Genomic DNA, 21,292 nt, shown 5'->3' with positions numbered 1-21,292 from the left:
TTTTGAGAAGGCGTGCAGATAAGTTCGTCATAATGAAGTAACTTGTGGTGAAAGTTTGCAATTTCAATTAAAACAAAGGACATGGAAGATTATCAGAATTTAATCGAAAAGGCCTATGAGTTGATTCTAATCTATGGGCCCAAAGTTGTTTTAGCCATTGTTGTTCTCGTGGCAGGTTTATGGATTATCAATCGGCTTACGCGGGGAGCCCGCCGGATGATGGAGCAGCGAAAGGTCAATGTGTCGTTGATCGGATTTGTGTCCAGCTTGACCAACCTGGGGTTAAAGGCCCTGTTGCTTATCAGTGTGGCAGGCATGATTGGTATCCAGACGACTTCGTTTATCGCCATACTAGGAGCCGCGGGACTCGCAATTGGGTTAGCGCTTCAAGGCACGCTGGCCAATTTTGCCGGCGGAATCATGATTCTCATTTTTAAACCCTTTCAGGTGGGTGATTTGATTAAAACCCAAGGCCATTTGGGCGTGGTGAAAGAGATTCACATTGTGGTCACTGTTCTGTTATCACCCCAAAATAAAACCATCATTATTCCCAACGGAGCTATTTCGAATGGCGATATCACCAATTATACAACGGAAGGATTGATTCGGGTGGATATGACGTTTGGTATTTCATACAAGTCTAATATAAAGCAGGCACGGGAAGTGTTGCTGAGGGTGATGAATCAACATCCGTTGGTGCTTCAGGAACCGGCTCCTTTTGTTGGTGTTTCTGGATTGGCCGATAGTGCTGTTGAGCTGGCAGTGCGGCCACATACCAAACCCGAAAACTACTGGGCGGTCTATTTCGATGTTTATGAGCAAGGTAAAGTCGCCTTGGATGAGGCTGGTGTAAGCATTCCGTTCCCACAAATGGATGTGCACTTAAATCAGTTGTAAGATGAAGGATTTCTGATTTTTTGAATGCAAGAGGCATTAAAATTTGCGAATTCAAAAAAAAAGTCATTTTTTTACACTCTGAAGTTCAAAACAGATAATGAAATAAATACAATATGGCTTCCGTGGTGGGGTCTTCTTCGGATAAGAAGGTAATAGCCATATTGGTATTTTTAAGAGATATACAAATGAATCAGATCATGTTAACAAATTGGTGGTGGCGCAACAACTTTTCACAATCCCGTGGAGAGGAGTAGCTTCATGCCAATCATGGTCAAAAAAGCGGCTTATCGGAACACGGTAAGCCGCTTTTTTTATGTCGAAAATTTTAAAAACGCAATAGCATGAATCCAATTAATGTACAAGTAAAGGTCAAGAAAATTCTGGCAGACACACTGACTCCGGTGAGTGTCTATTTGAAATTCAGGGAGTTGTTTCCTAATTCGATTCTGCTTGAAAGTTCCGATTATCATGGGAATGAAAATGCGTACTCTTTTATCTGTATCAAGCCTATGTCCTGCTTTACGGCCGATCAGGGACTGATTACCGTTGATCATTTGGGAAAGCGGTTACTGACAAAAGAAGTGAACGACCATCAAACGGTTGAATTGGAGCTGGATGCTTTTTTCAAGTCGTTTAAGCTGAGTGGTGATGTTGAAAATACGCCGGCCAATGGGTTATTTGGCTACCTGAGTTTCGATTCAATCAAGTATTTTGAAAAGATTGATGTGACGGCTGAGCGCAAGGATGCTTATGCAATTCCGGAGGTGAAATATTGCTTTTACAAGTACATTCTGGCCATTGATCACTCCAAGGATATGATTTCGCTGATTGAAAATCTGCCGGAAGGAGAGACAGCTGAAATGGGCCAGATTGAGTCGTTGCTTAAAAACCTGTCTTTCCCGGATACCAAATTTGATTTGGTAGGCGATGAAACCTCCAACATTACCGATGAGGAATACCGACAAATGGTGACTAAAGGGAAAGAGCACTGCTATCGGGGAGATGTCTTTCAGATTGTGTTGTCCAGACAGTTTGCACAACAATATAAAGGCGATGAATTTAACGTGTACCGGGCACTACGGTCTGTTAATCCATCGCCTTACTTATTTTTCTTTGATTATGGCGATTACCGGATTTTTGGCTCCAGTCCCGAGGCAGAGCTGCGTATAAAAAAAGGACGTGCCATCATCAACCCGATTGCCGGAACCTTCAGGCGTACTGGCAACGATGAGCAGGACCGGGTGCTGGCCGAACAGTTGTGTGCCGATCCTAAGGAAAATGCAGAGCACGTGATGTTGGTTGACCTGGCGCGCAACGACCTGAGCCGAAATGCGGAGGATGTAAGGGTGGACAGCTATCGCGAAGTGCAGTACTTCTCGCATGTCATTCATTTGGTATCTGAAGTTTCGGGCAAATTGCCTGAAGGTGCCAATATGGTGTCGGTGCTGGGTGATTCGTTTCCGGCGGGCACCTTGTCGGGGGCACCCAAGCACATGGCGATGCAGTTAATTGACCGTTACGAAAACCAGCGACGCAGCTATTACGGAGGTGCGATTGGTTTTATGGGCTTTGATAACAGCTTGAACCATGCGATTATGATTCGTTCTTTTTTGAGCAAGGGAAGTACACTTTACTACCAGGCTGGTGCAGGCGTGGTGGCCGATTCAAAAGAAGAAAACGAACTGCAGGAAGTAAACAACAAGTTGGCTGCGCTAAAGAAAGCCATTGAAATTGCTAAAGAAATTTAACATGAAAATAGTAGTCATAGATAATTACGATTCATTCACCTACAATTTGGTGCATGCCATTAAAAAGCTTTCAGGACAACCGGTTGACGTAATTCGGAACGATGAGCTGGAGTTGAAGGACCTGGAAAGATACGATAAAATAGTACTCTCTCCCGGCCCTGGAATTCCGGAAGAGGCTGGTTTGTTGTTAGCGATTATTCGTGAGTTTGCTCCGCGCAAAAGCATGTTGGGCGTTTGCTTGGGGCATCAGGCAATTGGCGAGGCTTTTGGCGCTAAATTGATTAATATGAAACGGGTGTTGCATGGAATTGCCACACCAGTAAATCAGGTGAATCCTGATTCGGTTCTGTTTGCTTCGGTTCCGGAACAATTTGAAGCCGGGCGTTACCATAGCTGGATTGTGGATCAGGAGGGCTTGCCTGCTTGTTTTGAAATAACCAGCCAGGATGCCAATGGACAGATCATGTCGATGAGGCATAAGGAATTCGATGTTCGAAGTGTTCAATTTCATCCCGAGTCGGTTTTAACACCCATGGGCGAAAAAATGATTGAAAACTGGTTGAACAGTTAATTCAAACTGAAGCTTGAAACAATTGTTGGATGAAGCATAGCTGAAGGGAAAGTCAACAACGCGAGAACCTTAATACCCGGCGTTCCATTCAATGTAACCGAAAGTAAAAGAACACACCATAATGAAAGATATTTTAGATTATTTATTTGAAGGAAAGAGCTTGAGCAAAGCGCAAGCGCAGGATGTGCTCACCCGGGTTGGTGAAGGACAGTTCTCGGAGTCAGAAATTGCAGCCTTATTGACGGTCTATCGGATGCGGAAAATTAAAGGCGAGGAAATGGCTGGCTTTCGTCAGGCTTTGCTTAACCTGTGTTTGCCCGTTGACTTCTCCGAGTTCAATACCATTGATGTGGTTGGAACCGGAGGTGATGGTAAAAACACGTTCAATATTTCAACCTTGAGCTGTTTTGTGCTGGCTGGTGCCGGCTACAAGGTGACCAAACACGGAAACTATGGTTTGTCATCCGTGAGCGGATCATCCAATATGTTTGAGTATTTTGGCTACCAATTTAGCAACAACCACGATAAGTTGCGCCGCGAACTGGATGAAGCCGGCATTACGTTCTTTCATGCGCCGCTTTTTCATCCGGCCATGAAATATGTTGGGCCGGTCCGAAAAGCTTTGAAAGTACGCACCATTTTCAATATTATGGGGCCTATTATTAACCCCTCATCACCCAAAAATCAGTTGGTAGGCGTGTCTGATCTTGAAATCATGGACCTCTACGACCAGGCCATGCGCGATAGCGATCAGAACTATCGGATTGTGCATAGCCTGGATGGCTATGATGAGGTTTCGCTGACAGCATCGGCACGCTATGCGTCAAAATCGGGCGTGTATGATTTAGCACCGGAAGACTTTGGCTTTCCAAGCTATCATCCGGATGAATTGTCGGGAGGAGAGTCGGTGGATGATGCCGCCAAAATTTTTGTCCGCATTCTGGAAGGCGATGGAACAGCGGCTCAAAAGCATGTCGTTGTTGCCAATGCTGCTTTGGGCATTCAATGCTTAAAGCCGGAGGAGTCCTTGCTGAATTGTGTGGCTGAGGCTATGGAGGCCCTGGAAAGTAAAAAGGCATTGGCGGTGTTTAAAAAGCTGATGCAGCGCTAGTAATTTGAAGTGAAATACGAAAAGACAAAATCAACATGACAATATTAGATGAAATAAATGCCAATAAGCGTCGCGAAGTTGCGGCTGCTAAAGCAAAAATCAGCTTGGAGGAGTTGAAGCTATCGCCTTTTTTTAAGCGAACACCTCATTCGTTAAAGGCGGCCCTTCAAGCGGAAGGGGCTTCAGGAATTATTGCTGAATTTAAAACGAAGTCACCTTCAAAAGGTGAGATTAACTCCCTTGTTGAGGTTACTGAGGTTACTTCGGCCTATGTGGCTGCCGGGGTTTCTGGCTTGTCTGTACTGACGGATCAACAGTATTTCGGAGGATCTTTTGAGAACCTGGCTAAAGCTCGTTTTGCGAACCCGCACACCCCCATTTTGCGTAAAGATTTTATGCTTGATCCTTATCAGGTGTATGAAGCCAAAGCACACGGCGCCGACCTGATTTTGCTGATTGCTGCCAGTTTGAGTAAGGAAGAAATGTTGCTTCTGTCGGAAACAGCCAAAGAGCTGGGACTGGAAGTGCTCGTGGAAGTGCATACAGAAGAAGAAATTGAGAAGCTGAATCCTTTGGTTGATTTAGTTGGCGTGAATAATCGCAACCTGAAAACGTTTGAAGTGGACGTGGAAACCTCGGTTCGCTTAAGCAAGCAATTGCCTGCTGATATGGTGCGGATTTCAGAAAGCGGCTTGTCTTCCGTTGAAAATATTCACTACTTGCGGAAAGCCGGTTTTGATGGGTTTCTGATGGGCGAAAATTTCATGAAGTCAGAGAATCCGGGAAAAGCCTGTGCTGAATTTATAAGTAAGTTGTAATGGTTTGCTAAGGCGAAGTAGCTGAAACGAGAAATTTTGAGCAAGCAATGAAGGCAAGGAAAGTAAAAGTTTGTGGCATGCGCGATCCGGAAAATATCCGGGGTGTTTTGGAGGCTGCTCCGGAATATCTGGGTTACATTTTCTACCCCAAATCGAAGCGTTTTGTAGGAGAAAATCCGGATTCTTCGATTTTCAGCCTGGTTCCGGAATCAACCCAAAAGGTGGCTGTTTTTGTGAACGAAGAGCTGGAAAAAGTGCTGGCGATTTGCCGGAACTTTCAGTTGCAAGTGGCCCAGCTTCACGGACAGGAGAGTCCGGCGTATTGTCAACAGGTTCGTCAGGCCGGATTAACGGTTTTTAAAGCTTTTTCGGTGGATGATCAGTTTGATTTCTCCGTGTTGAAGGCCTATGAGTCGGTTGTTGACTACTTTCTGTTCGACACGAAAGGAAAGCTGCCTGGTGGCACTGGGCTGAAGTTTAATTGGGACATTTTGAAGAATTATACCCTGAAACTGCCTTTCTTGCTGAGTGGCGGCATTGGTCCGGATGATGTTGAGGCACTTTCTCAGCTGGAGCATGATCAGCTTTTTGCCTTCGACATTAACAGTGGTTTTGAATTGGAGCCTGCATTGAAAGATGTCGGTCAAGTCAAGGTTTTTATCAGTCAAATCAGAAAAAATAGCATATAATATGAAATATCAAGTCGATAGAAAAGGTTATTACGGTGAGTTTGGGGGCGCATACATTCCCGAAATGATGCACCCTAATATTGAAGAACTGCAGCAGCGGTACATGGAAATTATCAATTCCTACAACTTCCGCCATGACTTCATTCATTTGTTGAAGCATTATGTCGGACGTCCTTCGCCTTTGTATTTTGCCAAGCGCCTGTCGGAAAAGTATGGCTCGAACATTTACCTGAAACGGGAAGATTTGAACCATACCGGCTCACATAAGGTGAACAATACCATTGGGCAAATTTTACTGGCCAAGGCTTTGGGTAAAACGCGTATTATTGCTGAAACCGGAGCAGGTCAGCATGGTGTGGCTACGGCTACCGTGTGTGCCTTGATGGGCATGAAATGTATTGTTTACATGGGCGCGCTGGATGTGGAGCGCCAGGCGCCGAACGTGAAAAAGATGAAGATGCTGGGGGCTGAGGTTATTCCGGCAGTTTCCGGAAATCAAACCCTGAAGGATGCCACCAATGAGGCCATGCGCGACTGGATCAACAATCCGGAAGATACCCATTACATCATTGGGTCGGTGGTAGGACCACACCCGTATCCTGATATGGTTGCACAGTTTCAGGCTGTCATCAGTGAGGAGATCAAGATGCAGTTGGACGAGCACTTGGGGCGCGAATTTCCAACCCGGGTAATTGCCTGTGTGGGTGGAGGAAGCAATGCTGCCGGGGCTTTTTATCACTTCCTGGAAAATGAGGAGGTGGAGCTGATTGGTGTGGAAGCTGCCGGAAAGGGTGTGGACACCGAGGAAACGGCTGCGACTTTAACCTTGGGGAAAGTAGGCGTTTTACACAGTGCCAAATCGATGCTGATGCAAACGGAGGATGGCCAGATTGTGGAGCCGTATTCCATTTCTGCTGGTTTGGATTATCCCGGAATTGGTCCGCTTCACTCGCATTTGTTTCAAACAAAACGTGCCAAATACTTGTGGGCAACCGATGAGGAGGTGTTGGAGGCCGCCTTGGAGTTAACCCAACTTGAAGGTATTATTCCGGCCCTGGAATCGGCGCATGCCTTGGCAGCGCTGAAAAAGATTGAGCTGAAACCGGATGAGGTAACGGTTATCAACTTGTCGGGACGTGGTGATAAAGACATGGAGACTTACTTAAATTACTTTGGCTATTAAAAACGGCTTTGGGCTGCGTGCCGGTTTATGAAACGGAAAGCCCAAAGTGAAAAATGAGAACTATGAGCACACAAAATAGAATCAACCAGCTTTTTCAGAATAAGAAAGAGAATATTTTCTCGGTTTATTTCACGGCAGGTTATCCGCTGCTGGAAGACACCGTTAGGATTATTCAGGCCCTGGAAAAAAACGGCACAGACTTGATTGAAATTGGCATGCCTTTTTCAGACCCGGTCGCCGATGGTCCGGTCATTCAGCACAGTAGCACGGTGGCTTTGAAGAATGGCATGAGCATTAAAAAGCTTTTTGAGCAACTGGCAACAATTCGAGAAACCGTTCAAATTCCATTGATTTTGATGGGTTATTTGAACCCGGTAATGCAGTATGGTGTAGAGAACTTCTGTAAAAAATGCCAAGAGGTGGGGATTGACGGGCTTATTTTACCGGACCTGCCCTTGAATGTTTATCAAGAGGAGTTCCAGTCTGTATTTGAGAAGTATGGGTTGCACAATATTTTGCTGATAACACCTCAAACTTCAGATGCCCGAATTCGGGAGATTGATGAGGCTTCAAACGGGTTTATCTACATGGTGTCAACCTCTTCGACAACCGGAGTGAAAAGCAATGTGTCTGATTTTAACAAAGACTATTTTGAGCGTGTTCGTCAGCTTAAGCTCAAAAATCCACACCTGATTGGCTTTGGTATTTCCAACCGGGAGACCTTTGAAAATGCCTGTCAGTATGCCTCGGGAGCCATTATTGGAAGTGCCTTTGTGAAGGCTTTGGAGCAGGAGGCAACACTGGAAGAACGAATTTCAAGCTTTATTAAAAAAATTGTAATCAGCGCTTAATTTTAGGATTGTTTCTTTGCCTTGAATCACATGAATTGATGTTATAAAACAAGTTTCTAAATTGGGCTTACTAGCCTATTGAGACTCAGTTTTTTAATCTGGACGTTGGCTTGATGTGATGTTAAATTGTGTTAATAGCTATTTTGCAACATACCAAAGTAGGTGGAGATGTGTTATTTTAGCAGAGTAATTAATTAAACGTTCTAAATGCTATGATTGAGTACGCAAAAGTAATTTTACCAAAGATTAGTTTTAGCCGTGACTTGTTCCGGAAAGAGCTGATCAAATGTGTTAAGTGGGCTGAGACCCCGGATGATCTCAATGAGCTGCGTGAATGGTGTGATGAAAATTTCAGTGACATGTATCCTGAAATTTTAAATGATGTTTTTTCAACGATTGCTGCATAAACTCAGACAAAGAAAAAGGTTCCCAAAAGGAACCTTTTTTTGTTTGTAGCCTTTCCCTTCTGACTGCTGACCAATTTTAGCGGAAAAGTAAAAAGGCCCTCACCGAAGTGAAAGCCTTTTATTTATCTCGTTACGTAAGGAATTAACCACATTTTGATGATCCACAGTCCGGACAAGTTAAACAGCCCTCCTGGTAAATCACATTGTTTGATCCGCATTCGCCACATACTGTTCCTTCGGCAATGGTTCCGTTGGGAATGTACTTTTTCAAGGCGCGCGCCACTCCAGCTTTCCAGCTATTGATGGTGTCGTTATCCAACTGCAGGCTGGTCACGGTATCCACCACTTTGTGAATTGGCATGCCATGACGCAGAATTCCGGAGATTAGCTTGGCATAGTTCCAGAATACTGGGTTGAATTTGTAAGACAAGCCCTCGATGGTTGTTTTGTAGCCACGCTTGTTGGCGTATTGGAAATCGTAGCGTGAATTGCCATCCTCGTCCCGGTTTTTAATGATCTTTCCTTTGGTTACCGAACGGGGAAGTAAGATTCCATCTTCATCATCCTGCAGTCCGGTAAAGATTTCGTAAGGAAGATCGCCAACCATTCCGATGAAGGCTACCCACTTTTCTTTGTTGTTTTGAAAACGTACCACATCGGCTTCCAGTTCTTCGGGGCGTTTGGTTGGGAAGCTTGAAAACTTCTCTTTTTTCTTTTCTTCCTTTTTGTTTGAAATCAAAACACCAGAGCGAGATCCGTCACGATAAACAGTTACTCCTTTACAGCCGCTTTTCCAGGCTTCGAAGTACAATTTACCAACCAATTCCTCTTCCACGTCATTGGGCAAGTTGATGGTTACACTGATCGAGTGATCGACCCATTTCTGAATGCGTCCTTGCATGCGCACTTTGCGTAACCAGTCTACATCGTTTGATGTTGCTTTGTAATAAGGTGATTTTTCGACCAGCTTATCCAGTTCTTCCTGACTGTATTGAATGGTGGTATCATGGCCATTGGCTTTCATCCAGGTCACAAATTTGTGGTGGAAAACAATGTATTCCTCCCAGCTGTCACCTACTTCATCAACAAAGTCAACACGAACCTCTTTGTCGTTTGGGTTAACTTTGCGGCGACGTTTGTAAACAGGCATAAACACGGGCTCAATTCCTGAGGTGGTTTGTGTCATCAAGCTGGTTGTTCCGGTAGGAGCAATGGTTAGCATCGCAATGTTTCGACGACCGTATTTAACCATGTCCTGATACAGTTTTTCGTCCTGTTCGCGAATCCGGTTGATCATCGGGTTGTTCTTTTCACGCTCTGCATCGTAGATGGTGAATGATCCTCTTTCTTTGGCAACATGAACCGAGGCGCGGTAGGCCTCAATGGCCAGTGTTTTATGAATTTCTTCGCTAAAGTCGGTAGCGTCTTCGGTTCCATAGCGCAAACCTAATGCGGCCAGCATATCGCCTTCAGCCGTGATGCCTACTCCGGTACGGCGTCCTTCACGAGCTTTGGTTTGGATTTTCTCCCAAAGACGACGTTCGATTGATTTGATCTCCGGATCTTCCGGATCTTCATCAATCTTTGCAATAATGGCGTCAATCTTTTCCAGTTCCAGGTCAATAATGTCATCCATCATGCGCTGTGCATAGCTCACATGTTCTTTAAACAGGTCGAAATTGAATTTTGCTTCCGCGGTAAATGGTTTTTCAACATAGGAATAAAGGTTGATGGCTAACAAACGACAGCTATCGTAAGGGCAAAGTGGAATTTCGCCACAGGGATTGGTCGAAACGGTTTTATAGCCTAAATCGGCGTAGCAATCCGGCACGGATTCTTTGATGATGGTATCCCAGAAGAGAATGCCCGGCTCGGCAGATTTCCAGGCGTTGTGCACAATCTTATCCCAGATTTTGCTCGCGTTGGTTTCTTTTACAAACTTCGGATTGTCTGATTCTATGGGGTATTGCTGAACGTAGGGCTCTCCGCTTTCGATGGCTTGCATGAAATCATCGTGGATTTTAACCGAGACGTTGGCTCCGGTTACTTTCCCTTGTTCCAGTTTGGCATCGATGAATGATTCTGAATCCGGATGCTTAACAGAAACTGAAAGCATAAGTGCTCCCCGACGACCATCCTGAGCTACCTCGCGGGTTGAGTTGGAATAGCGCTCCATAAATGGAACAATTCCGGTAGACGTTAAAGCCGAGTTTTTGACGGGTGAGCCTTTGGGACGGATGTGAGAAAGGTCGTGCCCAACGCCGCCGCGTCGTTTCATGAGTTGAACCTGCTCCTGGTCAATCTTAAGGATTCCACCGTAAGAGTCAGAGTCGCCTTCGTTTCCAACAACAAAACAGTTGGAGAGGGAGGCAATTTGATAGTCATTACCAATTCCGGTCATCGGACCTCCTTGGGGGACGATATATTTAAAATCTTTCAGAAGTTGATAGACCTGCTTTTCGGTCATCGGATTTTTATACTCCTTCTCGATTCTGGCAATTTCTTTTGCCAAACGTTGATGCATTTGATCGGGGGTCTTCTCGTAGATGTTTCCAAAAGAATCTTTTAATGCATACTTGTTGATCCATACCCGGGCAGCTAAATCATCTCCTTTGAAATAATCCAAGCTTGCCTGGTACGCTTCCTCTTGGGAATAAATTTTTTTGCCCGTTTGGGGCTCCACTGCCACATTTTTGAAAGCCATACACCAAAAATTAAAAAACTGTTTTTGTTAACTGATTGTATACTTGTGTAAAAGTCGGATTGTTTTTCCGTGATCTTGATAGATGCAATATACCACCCAAAAGAAAAAGACGGAACACTATTTTGCTCGGATGTCTTTAAAGTTATCAACTAAAAAGTGTTAATTTATTGATTGTTAGTCGTTATCGGATTTGATAACTTGAAAAAGTTTCCCAAAAGGAAAATATTTGTTTCTTAACAAAGAGGAAAATGCTAACAAGCCATACACACATAGAAGCCAAATAAGCAGGCTTATTGGAAGCTTATCCGGGGGCTGAATTGTTAGTTGCTGTTAAAAACTTTTTCCAAAACCTGTTGCGTAGCTCCGAGGTTTAGCAGCATGAATTCGCGACATCGTTGTGCAACTTCCAATCGTTTTTCGTCCTCTTTTAGCAGTTGGCTCAAAATCCCGGTCAATTCTTCGGAATTTGTAATCGGAAAGGCTGCGCCAACTTTTTGCAGGTTGACTGCTTCCTGAAACTTGAGGTAGTTGGGGCCAAAAATAACTGGTATATTATAAATGGCAGCTTCAAGCGTGTTGTGAATGCCTACTCCAAAACCACCCCCAATGTATGCCACCGTGGCGTAATGATAAATGCTGGACAAAATTCCGATGGTGTCAACCACGAGCACTTGGGCCTGTTCCAGGTTTTTTCCCTCAGCCTGAGAGTAACGGATAGCTCCTGCAGGAAGTTGATCCAGCAAGCGCTTGATGTTGCTTTCCTTGACTTCGTGGGGAGCAAAAATGATTTTGGTTGTTTGGTCCTGTTTCAGGAAGTCAATTAGCAACTCTTCATCAGGCGCCCAGCTGCTGCCCGCAACAATAAGTTTTTGTCCGTTTTTGAATTGCTCAATCAGCGGAAGTTGTTTGCTGTTGGCGGCAATTTCAGCAACCCGGTCAAAGCGGGTGTCTCCGGTTACGGTGTAGTCATTTATGCCAATTGAAGCCAGCAGTTGTGCGGAGTTTTCAGTTTGGACAAAAAAGTGTGTGACTTTTTGAAGTACCTGCCGGTACCATTTGGCCCGAACTCCTGATTTAAAAAACAGTTGCTCTTGCCGGAAAATGGCAGATACCAAGAGCAAGGGAATGTTGTTTTTATGGAGTTGGTTGATGTAATTGTACCAAAACTCATATTTGATGAAGAACACTTTTTCGGGCTTGGTCAACTCAATAAACTTTCGGGCATTGGAAGCCGTGTCCAAAGGAAGGTAGCAAACATAGTCTGCCTGGTCATAGTTCTTCCGGATTTCGTAACCACTGGGTGAAAAAAAGGTGAGCAGCACCTGGTAGCCGGGATGTTCTTTCTTGATTTGTTCAATTAAAGGACGTCCTTGCTCGAACTCGCCAAGCGAGGCGCAGTGCACCCAAAGCAGTGGACGGCTGTGGTTAAGTTGTTGTTTGAGATAAGGAAACGCGGCCTTTTGTCCGTTGACAAAGAAGCGGGCTTTTTCATTAAAAAGTGCCGCAACACGTGCCGCAAGCGCATAGAAAAAAATACCTAATTGATAAATGAGGCTCATAGATGCTGGTTGAACAATTCGGGTGTAAAAGTAATTCTAAAATGAGATATCCGCCAACCAGGCGGTTGTTCTTTTGTGTATTTGTTTGTTGTTGGCAATAAAGTTGGGGTGTTGGGCTTACTCTTCCTCCAGACGGGCTTTCAGATAACCTTCATCCTTTTTTAAGTTAGGAGCCATGGATGCCTCTACAGCCAGCTGATCGCACCGTTCATTCTCGGGAATATTGGCATGTCCTTTCACCCAAATGAAACGAACCTGGTGCAACGAATAAACCTTGAGAAAGCGAGTCCACAAATCAGCGTTCTTTTTGCCTTTGAATCTTTTTTTGACCCAGCCCCAGACCCATTTCTTCTCAATAGCATCTACCACATACTTCGAATCGGAATAAATGGTAACCTGGCAGTTGGAAAACTTTAATGCTTCAAGCGCAACAATAACGGCCAGGAGTTCCATGCGGTTATTGGTGGTTAGTTCAAAGCCTTCCGATAGTTCTTTGCGGTGTTGGCCGGCCAGCAAAACAGCGCCATAGCCTCCGGGGCCCGGGTTCCCTCTTGCAGCACCGTCCGTGTATATGGTTACGCGGGGCGAATTTGTCATGATTCAATTGTTTGGGACAAATATACAAATAGAAAGAGGGTGACCTCGTGTGAAGGGCACCCTCTTTCTGGTTTTCGTTGTATTTTTTTTATTTCACAATGGTCATCTCATTGATCAGGTTGGTGGCACCGGCAAATTTATCGATGGTCCACAATACGAAACGAATGTCAACATTGATGCATTTTTGAAGCTCTGGTTCAAAAGCAATGTCTCCACTCATGGCTTCCCAGTTCCCATCAAACGCAACACCAATCAACTCGCCATTGCCGTTGATCACAGGGCTTCCCGAGTTTCCTCCGGTAATGTCGTTGTTTGTGGTAAAGCAAGTGTGCAGCGTTCCGTCTTTATCGGCATATTGTCCGTAGTCTTTGGCAAAGTATAGTTCCTTCAGTTTTGCAGGAACATCAAACTCATCATCACCCGGAACTTCTTTTTCGATGTAGCCTTTTAAGGTGGTGAAGTGGCTGTAGTGAACGCCATCGCGTGGAATGTAGTCGCCCACTGTTCCATAGGTCAGACGCATGGTTGAGTTGGCATCCGGATAAAATGTTTTGTCTTTGTACATCTCCATTATTCCGGCAACAAACAGGCGGCGGCCAGTAAGCAGATCGGCTTTGGTTTCACTCATTTTTGATCCCAGTACTGACATCAGGTCAAACACGGCCAGTGCACTCTGGAAAGCCTGATCTTTTTCCAGGGTCTTCAACTTCGGATTGTTCAGGAAGTCTTCCAGTGTGGCTTTGTCGGCAAAGACCGTTTTCTCAAACATCTTTTCCGCGTAAGCATTGAAATCACCTTTGTATTTGTTTTTTACTTCCTTGAAGAAAGAAGGATAGTAACCCGGAATGACATTTTCATGGTATACTTCCATTAAGGCAGCAGCCACCTTGGCGTCGGTTCCGGCATTGTAATCTTTAAAATACTCATCCAGCTCGGCTCTCAGTTGCTCTGCGTTCGAGGCAATTCGTTCCTGGTTGCCTTGCTTTAGGGCTTCGTACAGGCCTTTGGCTCCGTAGCTGAAGTAAAATACTTCGGGGCCGCGTACCATGGTTTCAACCAAGTATTCGTAGGCCGACTCGTCGTTGGTGTTTTCGTAGGCTGACTCAATCAGCTCCAAAGCCTGACCATATTTTGCCTGGCGTTCTTCGGAAGCATTGACCCAGTTGGTAAACTCTTCTTCAATGTTTTTCTTTTTCTCAATGACTTGCAAGGCATTCAGCCCCTTGTTTTGCCCAATACTGTATTTGTAGTAGTTTGAGCTGCGGGCATGTTTCGATGCATATTGAATACGCGCTTTTTGACTGGAACCCATGTAAAGTTTCAGGATCTCAAGTTTCTTGGCCCGTGCATTGATTCGTGCCTCATTGGTCTCAGTCATCGTGTAGTTGATGCCGAATGATGATTTGTAGCGGTTGGTGCTTCCGGGATATCCCATCACCATCGCAAAGTCACCTTTTTCATAGCCTTTCAAAGAGATGGGCAAATGATGACGGGGTTGAAATGGGATGTTGTCTTCCGAGTAGTTGGCAGGCTTGCCATCGGGCCCACAGTAAACGCGGAACAAGGCAAAGTCGCCGGTATGGCGTGGCCACATCCAGTTGTCGGTGTCGCCACCAAATTTTCCGATTGATTTTGGAGGAGCACCTACCAGACGAACATCGCGGAATGTTTCGTACACAAAAAGGTAATAGCGGTTTCCTTCAAACAAGGATTGAACACGGGCGTCATAGTGTGTATCTTCGGTGGCTTCTTTTTGAATTTCAAATGATTTTCGCTGAATGGCACCATTGCGCTCAGCAAAAGACATCTCCTCTGTTACATCGGCAGTCACCTGGTCAGTTACATCTTCAACCCGCACCAAAAAAGAAACGGTTTTTCCCGGATTAGGCAGTTCTTCGGCTTTGGTTTTAGCCCAAAATCCATCTTGCAAATAATCATGATCGACCGAGCTGTGTGTCTGAATTTCATCGAATCCACAGTGGTGGTTGGTTAGAATTAGTCCTTCGGATGAAATTAATTCACCGGTGCATGAACCACGATCCAGCGCTACAATAGCGTCTTTCAAGCTTGAATTATTGATGGAATAAATTTCTTCAGCCGATAATTCCATTCCCATTTCTTGCATCTCGCCGATATTCAGTTTATGAATCAGCGAAGGCAGCCACATTCCCTCATCTGCGATGGCTGGGCTTTGAATAAGCAGGCAAAGGCCAGCCAATACAACAAAAATCCTCTTCATTCGATATTGTTTAAATAAATTATAATCAGAAAAAATGCAAAGATATTGAACTCCGCCGATGCGCCAAATCAGATTCAACGGCTTAGAGTTATTTGCAGTTTTATGCTCTATTGGTGGCTTTAACTGGTTTTCCATTACAACTACGAAGATTTTATCCCTTGTTTTAGAAATAGAACTTGATTGGTAAATGGGAAATCCGACGATGGAAGCAGCAGATTATCAGAAGACTTTCGCTGGCTTTAATTTTCCCTATATTTGCAAAGAATTTTTCCGAAAGCTTGTTGTTATTCTGTAATTTTGGCGTTCATTTTGAAATTATTCGTTGAAAATACAACGCGATTTGCTTTTGAAAATCAGAATAGATTATCATAGAAATACCAAACACATGAATACCAGAAAAGTCAGGGTACGATTTGCCCCAAGTCCTACCGGCCCACTGCACATGGGCGGTGTCCGAACAGCCTTGTTTAATTACTTGTTTGCGAAGAAATTTGGTGGCGATTTTTTGCTTCGTATTGAAGATACCGACCAAACCCGCTATGTGCCGGGCGCTGAAGAATACATTATTGAAGCCTTGAATTGGTGTGGCCTCAAGCCTGTTGAAGGCCCTGGAATTGGAGGAGATTTTGGCCCTTACCGCCAAAGTGAGCGTAAAGAGATTTACCGGCAGTATGCACTACAGTTAATCGAGAGCGGTCATGCTTATTATGCTTTTGATACGCCGCAAGAACTGGATGAGCTGCGCACGAAGGCTGAGGCGAATAAAGAGGTTTTCTCGTATGATTTGCATACCCGCAACGGCCTGAAGAATTCATTGACCTTATCGGCTGAAGAGGTTCAGCAAAAGTTGAGTGCCGGAGAACCGGCTATCATCCGGTTTAAAATGCCGGAAAACACGGACGTGGTTGAAACGGACCTGATTCGTGGTGAGGTTAAATTCAATACCAACCAGTTGGATGATAAAGTGCTTTTTAAAGCTGACGGAATGCCGACTTACCACCTGGCCAATGTGGTGGATGACCATCTGATGCAAATCACACATGTCATTCGTGGGGAAGAGTGGTTGCCATCGATGCCTTTGCACATTCTGCTGTACGAAGCCTTGGGCTGGGCTGAAACACGCCCTCAGTTTGCGCATTTGCCATTGATTTTGAAACCGACCGGAAAAGGAAAATTGAGTAAACGCGATGGCGATAAAATGGGCTTTCCGGTATTCCCATTGTTGTGGAAAGATCCTAAAACGGGCGATATCTCACGCGGCTATCGGGAAGATGGTTATTTCCCCGAAGCGTTTGTAAACCTGTTGGCGCTGCTGGGCTGGAATGCCGGAACAGAGCAGGAATTTTTCAGCATGGAAGAATTGATTGAAGCCTTTAGCCTGGAGCGTGTGGTTAAGGCCGGAGCGCGGTTTGATCCGGAGAAAGCCAAGTGGTTTAATCGCCACTACTTTCAGCAAAAAGATGACGCGGAGTTAGCTGAAGCTTTTAAGCCGGTATTGGCAGAGAAAGGCATTGCTGTAAGCGATGAGTTGCTGGTGAAAGTTGTTGGCATGGTTAAGGAGCGCTGCGAATTTGTTGCCGATTTGTGGGAGCAGGCCAATTACTTTTTCGTTGCACCTGAAAGCTATGACGAGAAAACAGTGAAGAAAAAGTGGAAAGAAGATACGCCTGAAAAAATGCAGGAAATTGTGACTGTCTTCAATTCGGTCGAAAGCTGGGAAGCTGCTGCCATCAAAGAAGCCTTTTCAGCATTTATGAATGACAAAGGTTGGGGATTTGGTGTTGTGATGGTGCCAATCCGTCTGGCTTTGGTTGGAACGAGTGCAGGAGCCGATCTGTTTGATATTTGCGAAGTGATCGGTAAAGAAGAAACCATCAGTCGGATTCAAAAAGCGGTGGCGCAGATTGGATAGATTAAAGCAGTTAACGCTAGCTATATAGTTACTGAAACCCGGGTTGAAAAGCCCGGGTTTTTTTTTGTGCATGAGTCTGGAAAACAGCGTACCTTTATTTAAAGATTAAATAATTGCATAGTTAGACTAAAAACGTCTTAAAGTCGAAAATATTTATTCTCTTTGTAGAAGAAAATAATTAAACAGGAAAACAAGTCATATTAAAATCAATTGAAAATGATGAAACCACGTGTTTTTTGGTGCTTTGTTTTTATGGCCTGTTTGGTGCAGCTAAAGTTATATGCTCAAACTTCCAATGTAAAAGTGCTTACTTTTTCGGAGGTATATGACCAGATGATGGGCAATAGCCACGTTTTGAAGCAGGCCGAATACCAAGTGAACGAGAAAGCAGCAGAGTTGAAAGCTGCTAAGGGTTTGCGGGCACCTAAAGTTAGTCTTACAGGATCAGCGATTCAAATGTCAGATCCATTGCATTTGGATTTAACACCTGTGCGCGATGCAATTACACCACTTTATTCTGCCTTGGGCAACTTTGGAAACTTCTCGGGAGTTCCAAACCCCGACCCAGGTACCAATCAGTTCATGCCGATTTTACCCGATGATATGAGTACCGCAGCCATGCGGGCGAAATTGTTGGAAGGACTGGACCATGTAAATGCCGCTGAATGGGATCAAATGATTCAGGAGAAACGTTTTGCTTCGTTGAATGCTTCGGTAGTTTGGCCCTTGTTTACCGGCGGGAAAATTAATGCCGCTAACGAAGCAGCCCGCATTCATGAGGAAGAAGCAGGCTTGCAAAAAGAGCAGAAGCAAGCTGAATTGCTCAGTGAGTTGGTAACCCGCTATTACGGCTTGGTGCTGTCGCGCGAAGCTGAAAAAGTTCGGGAGCAGGTGCTTGATGCTATGGAAAAGCACTTGTACGATGCTGAAAAATTAACCGAAGAGGGGCAAATTGCTCAAGTTGAAAAGTTGCATGCCGAAGTGGCTAAGGCCGATGCCGAGCGTGAACTACAGAAAGCACGCCGGCAGTCACAAATTATTGAGCGTTCACTTCAGAATACGCTTGCCATGGAACCTACAGAATCAATTGTTCCGGCTAACCGCTTGTTTATTTTAAGCGAAGTTGGAGAAGAGAGTCAGTTTGTTGAACTGGCGAAAACCAACAGTCCTTTGTTGAAACAGGTTGATTCGAAGAAGGAATTAAGCAAAACCGGGGTAAAACTGGAAAAGAGTGATTATATGCCAACGGTTGCCTTGACCGGAATGTACGATATTGCGAACAAGGATTTGTCGCCATACGTACCCGAATGGTTAGTTGGCGTTGGCGTAAAATGGACTTTATTTGACGGAGTGGCCCGTACCCGGAAAGTACAAGCCGCTAAACACCGGGTAAGCCAAGTGGAAGAGGCTGGACTGAAAGCTGAAGATGATATTGAGACGGTGATCCGTAAATTGCATCAACAGCTGAACATGCAATTGGAAGAGCACGAGAGCCTGAAGAAATCCTTGACTTTTGCTGAAGCCTATTTGGAAAGTAAAGACCGGGCTTTTCACGAAGGCTTGGCCACTTCATCGGATGTTGTGGATGCCCGCTTGCTGGTTGCCAAGTTTAAAATTGAACAGTTGCAAGCGATGTATCAGTACGATGTTGCTTTGGCCAGCTTGATGCAAATTTGCGGTGTGCCGGCACAGTTCAATAATTACCTGACCAGCGATTTGGTTATTACTCAATCTATTGACTAGCAGTTAAATTGAAAACGAAAAAAAGAAAACATGAATAAGACGAGAAATTTTATCATTGGCCTGTTTTTTACAGCTTTGTTAATTTTTGTCCTGTATACCACTTGGTTGATTACACGACCTGTTCCTTTGGAAATTCAAGGCGAGATTGAAGCCACTCAAATCCGGGTTGCCTCAAAAATTCCAGGACGAATTGATGCCATTGCCGTTCGCAAAGGACAGCAGGTACAAAAAGGTGACTTTTTATTCTCGATTAAAAGTCCGGAGATTGAAGCGAAGCTACAACAGGCAACTGCTGCCCGCAGTGCTGCCGAAGCGCAAAGCATGAAAGCACAGCACGGTGCACAAAAAGAAGATATTCAGGCGGCGTACAGCACCTATTTAAAGGCCGAAGCTGCTGCCCGTTTGTATGAAAAGACGTTTGAGCGGGTTTCGAATTTGTTTGAGGCCGGGGTTGTTCCTGAGCAGAAAAAGGATGAAGCTGAAACCCAGATGGAAGCTTCCCGCGAAACAGCAAATGCGGCAAAAGCCATTTGGGAGAAAGCGAGCAAAGGGGTCCGCAGTGAAGATAAAAAAGCTGCAGAAGCTTTGGTGGCTCAAGCTGAAGGAGCCATTGCCGAGGTGGAGTCTTACCTGAGCGAAACGCAGATTAGCGCTCCTGCTAAAGGTGAAGTTTCAAACATCATTTCCGAAGAAGGAGAACTTGTACCAACAGGTTTTCCGGTAGTGACTATTCACGATTTATCAGATAGCTGGGCAACGTTCTTCATTCGCGAAGATTTGATGGCCGACATTCGTTTGGGAAGCGAAATCAAAGCAACGGTGCCGGCGCTTGGAAACCAGGAAATAACCTTCAAAATTAATTACATCAGTCCATTGGCCGACTTTGCCAGTTGGACATCAACCAAAGCATCGGGAGGTTTCGATATGAAATCATTTGAAGTCCATGCTGTTCCTGCAAAAGCGGTAGATGGCCTGCGCCCGGGAATGAGTGTTTTAATCAATTGGAAACAATTTAAGAAGCAGTAAGGTATGAACCAGAAAGAGCAAACAGGCTTTTTTCGCAGCAATCCTTTTTTTAGGGTGCTCTTTCGGGAAATCGACCGGATGAGCAGTTCCTTCATCTACTTGTTTATCACTTTGCTGGGACCGCTGATTGCCTTCATCTTGTTGTTGGCCATTTTCAACGAAGGCGTTCCCCGTAACTTGTCGGTAGCACTGGTGGATCAGGATAACTCGGCCTTGTCGCGGAAGATGGGAATGTGGATCGATGCTGCTCCGGAAGCCGAAATTACCATGCGCCTGCCTAATTTGGCGAATGCCTACCAGCAAATGGAAACCGGTCATGTTGATGCTGTTGTGGTCATTCCCGAAGAAACGGAAAAGAATATTCTGAAAGGCGTACAACAGCAAATTCCGGTTTTTATCAATAACACGAATATTCTGAAAGGCGGCTACCTGCAAAAAGGAATTTATAAAACCCTGGCAACCATGTCGGGTGGGATTAAAGTTCAGGTAGCCATGAAACATGGCTTGTCGGAAAAACAGGCGTTGGCGAAAGCACAGCCCGTAAAGCTGCATCAGCATGTGCTGTTTAATCCGTTTGGGAACTATGCCTATTTCCTGTTGACGGCTTTGCTGCCGCTCATGGTGGTGGTGTTTACCCTGCTAAGTACGGTGTATGCAGTTGGTACCGAAGTGCGGGATGGTACCGGCCCCGAATGGCTGGAGCATTCCGGAGGCAGTGTTATTGTTGGGGTAGCCGGAAAACTGATGCCTTACACGTTGTTGTTTAGCGTGCTTGCAACGGTGATGAACGTCATTTTGTTTGTGCAGATGGGAACGCCGCTGCGAGGTGAATTTATGCTGATCGTATTGGGCGAGTTACTCCTGATTCTGGCTTATCAGTTTTTGGGGATTCTGCTTGTTGCAGTTACCAGCAATTTGCGCTTGTCGTTATCCTTGGGAAGTGCTTACTCCATGATGGCTTTGACCTTCTCCGGATTAACCTTTCCGCAGTTTGCCATGCCCGTGGTTGCCAAAGCGTTTACCTGGCTTTTCCCGTTTACCTACTGGGTGAAGTTGTTTATTTCTCAGGCAATTCGAGGCGAAGCCGCTGTTTTGGGAATTCGTTATTTGGCGATTATTCCGTTGTTTATCCTGTTGGCGGTGGCCTTGTTTCCCCGGCTGAAGCGCATTCTTCAGAATGAAAAATTCTGGGGAAAAGTTTAGGCTTTAAATTCGAAGTGTTTGAGGGCTGAAGTTT

Annotated in this window: 17 protein-coding genes; 13 read left to right on the top strand and 4 right to left on the bottom strand. The window is 45.0% G+C overall.

What is annotated here, in order from left to right; genetic code table 11:
* Positions 1-81: 81 nt before the first annotated feature.
* The 9 genes from ACRD6K_RS06450 (at position 82) to ACRD6K_RS06410 (ending at position 8,275) form a co-directional block, all read left to right on the top strand.
* Complete coding sequence (locus ACRD6K_RS06450; RefSeq protein ID WP_430972579.1) at positions 82-897, top strand: mechanosensitive ion channel family protein; 816 nt, start codon at positions 82-84, stop codon at positions 895-897.
* A 341-nt stretch (positions 898-1,238) separates the two neighbouring features.
* Positions 1,239-2,645, top strand: coding sequence for an anthranilate synthase component I family protein (locus tag ACRD6K_RS06445; protein WP_430972578.1), 1,407 nt, complete (start codon positions 1,239-1,241; stop codon positions 2,643-2,645).
* A 1-nt stretch (position 2,646) separates the two neighbouring features.
* Positions 2,647-3,216 (top strand): anthranilate synthase component II, encoded by a 570-nt coding sequence (locus ACRD6K_RS06440; RefSeq protein WP_430972577.1) that lies wholly within the window; start codon positions 2,647-2,649, stop codon positions 3,214-3,216.
* Between the two features lie 121 nt (positions 3,217-3,337).
* Positions 3,338-4,327, top strand: coding sequence for an anthranilate phosphoribosyltransferase (gene trpD, locus ACRD6K_RS06435; protein ID WP_430972576.1), 990 nt, complete (start codon positions 3,338-3,340; stop codon positions 4,325-4,327).
* A gap of 35 nt (positions 4,328-4,362) precedes the next feature.
* Positions 4,363-5,145, top strand: a complete 783-nt coding sequence (gene trpC, locus ACRD6K_RS06430) for an indole-3-glycerol phosphate synthase TrpC (protein ID WP_430972575.1) — start codon at positions 4,363-4,365, stop codon at positions 5,143-5,145.
* 47 nt (positions 5,146-5,192) lie between these two features.
* On the top strand, positions 5,193-5,834 hold the full coding sequence (locus ACRD6K_RS06425) for a phosphoribosylanthranilate isomerase (RefSeq protein WP_430972574.1): 642 nt from the start codon (positions 5,193-5,195) through the stop codon (positions 5,832-5,834).
* Position 5,835: 1 nt separating this feature from the next.
* The gene (gene trpB, locus ACRD6K_RS06420; protein WP_430972573.1) at positions 5,836-7,017 is read left to right on the top strand and encodes a tryptophan synthase subunit beta; all 1,182 of its coding nucleotides are present in this window, start codon (positions 5,836-5,838) and stop codon (positions 7,015-7,017) included.
* 62 nt (positions 7,018-7,079) lie between these two features.
* Entirely contained in the window at positions 7,080-7,868 is a 789-nt protein-coding gene (trpA, locus tag ACRD6K_RS06415; RefSeq protein WP_430972572.1) for a tryptophan synthase subunit alpha, read from the top strand.
* A 212-nt stretch (positions 7,869-8,080) separates the two neighbouring features.
* A complete protein-coding gene (locus ACRD6K_RS06410) occupies positions 8,081-8,275 on the top strand; it encodes a hypothetical protein (RefSeq protein WP_299579002.1) in 195 nt (64 codons plus the stop codon).
* 142 nt (positions 8,276-8,417) lie between these two features.
* Here ACRD6K_RS06410 and ACRD6K_RS06405 read toward each other — a convergent pair whose 3' ends face one another.
* The 4 genes from ACRD6K_RS06405 to ACRD6K_RS06390 form a co-directional block, all read right to left on the bottom strand.
* Positions 8,418-10,979, bottom strand: a complete 2,562-nt coding sequence (locus ACRD6K_RS06405) for an adenosylcobalamin-dependent ribonucleoside-diphosphate reductase (protein ID WP_430972571.1) — start codon at positions 10,977-10,979, stop codon at positions 8,418-8,420.
* 320 nt (positions 10,980-11,299) lie between these two features.
* A complete protein-coding gene (locus tag ACRD6K_RS06400) occupies positions 11,300-12,538 on the bottom strand; it encodes a 3-deoxy-D-manno-octulosonic acid transferase (protein WP_430972570.1) in 1,239 nt (412 codons plus the stop codon).
* A 117-nt stretch (positions 12,539-12,655) separates the two neighbouring features.
* Positions 12,656-13,135, bottom strand: coding sequence for a ribonuclease HI (gene rnhA, locus ACRD6K_RS06395; RefSeq protein WP_430972569.1), 480 nt, complete (start codon positions 13,133-13,135; stop codon positions 12,656-12,658).
* Between the two features lie 88 nt (positions 13,136-13,223).
* Positions 13,224-15,374, bottom strand: coding sequence for a S46 family peptidase (locus ACRD6K_RS06390; protein ID WP_430972568.1), 2,151 nt, complete (start codon positions 15,372-15,374; stop codon positions 13,224-13,226).
* Positions 15,375-15,759: 385 nt separating this feature from the next.
* On the opposite strand from ACRD6K_RS06390, the gene gltX reads away from it, so the two are divergent.
* From gltX to ACRD6K_RS06370, 4 genes are all read left to right on the top strand, one after another.
* Positions 15,760-17,286: a glutamate--tRNA ligase gene (gene gltX, locus ACRD6K_RS06385; protein WP_430972567.1), complete on the top strand. Its 1,527-nt coding sequence runs from the start codon at positions 15,760-15,762 to the stop codon at positions 17,284-17,286.
* A 216-nt stretch (positions 17,287-17,502) separates the two neighbouring features.
* On the top strand, positions 17,503-19,029 hold the full coding sequence (locus ACRD6K_RS06380) for a TolC family protein (RefSeq protein ID WP_430972566.1): 1,527 nt from the start codon (positions 17,503-17,505) through the stop codon (positions 19,027-19,029).
* Between the two features lie 30 nt (positions 19,030-19,059).
* On the top strand, positions 19,060-20,055 hold the full coding sequence (locus ACRD6K_RS06375) for an HlyD family secretion protein (protein ID WP_430972565.1): 996 nt from the start codon (positions 19,060-19,062) through the stop codon (positions 20,053-20,055).
* A gap of 3 nt (positions 20,056-20,058) precedes the next feature.
* A complete protein-coding gene (locus ACRD6K_RS06370; protein WP_430972564.1) occupies positions 20,059-21,258 on the top strand; it encodes an ABC transporter permease in 1,200 nt (399 codons plus the stop codon).
* The last annotated feature ends 34 nt before the right edge of the window (positions 21,259-21,292 follow it).

The organism is Sunxiuqinia rutila, assembly GCF_050589705.1.
Lineage (GTDB): Bacteria > Bacteroidota > Bacteroidia > Bacteroidales > Prolixibacteraceae > Sunxiuqinia > Sunxiuqinia rutila.
The sequence above is the reverse complement of the archived record's forward strand: the minus strand, read 5'-3'. Positions and strand labels throughout refer to the sequence as shown.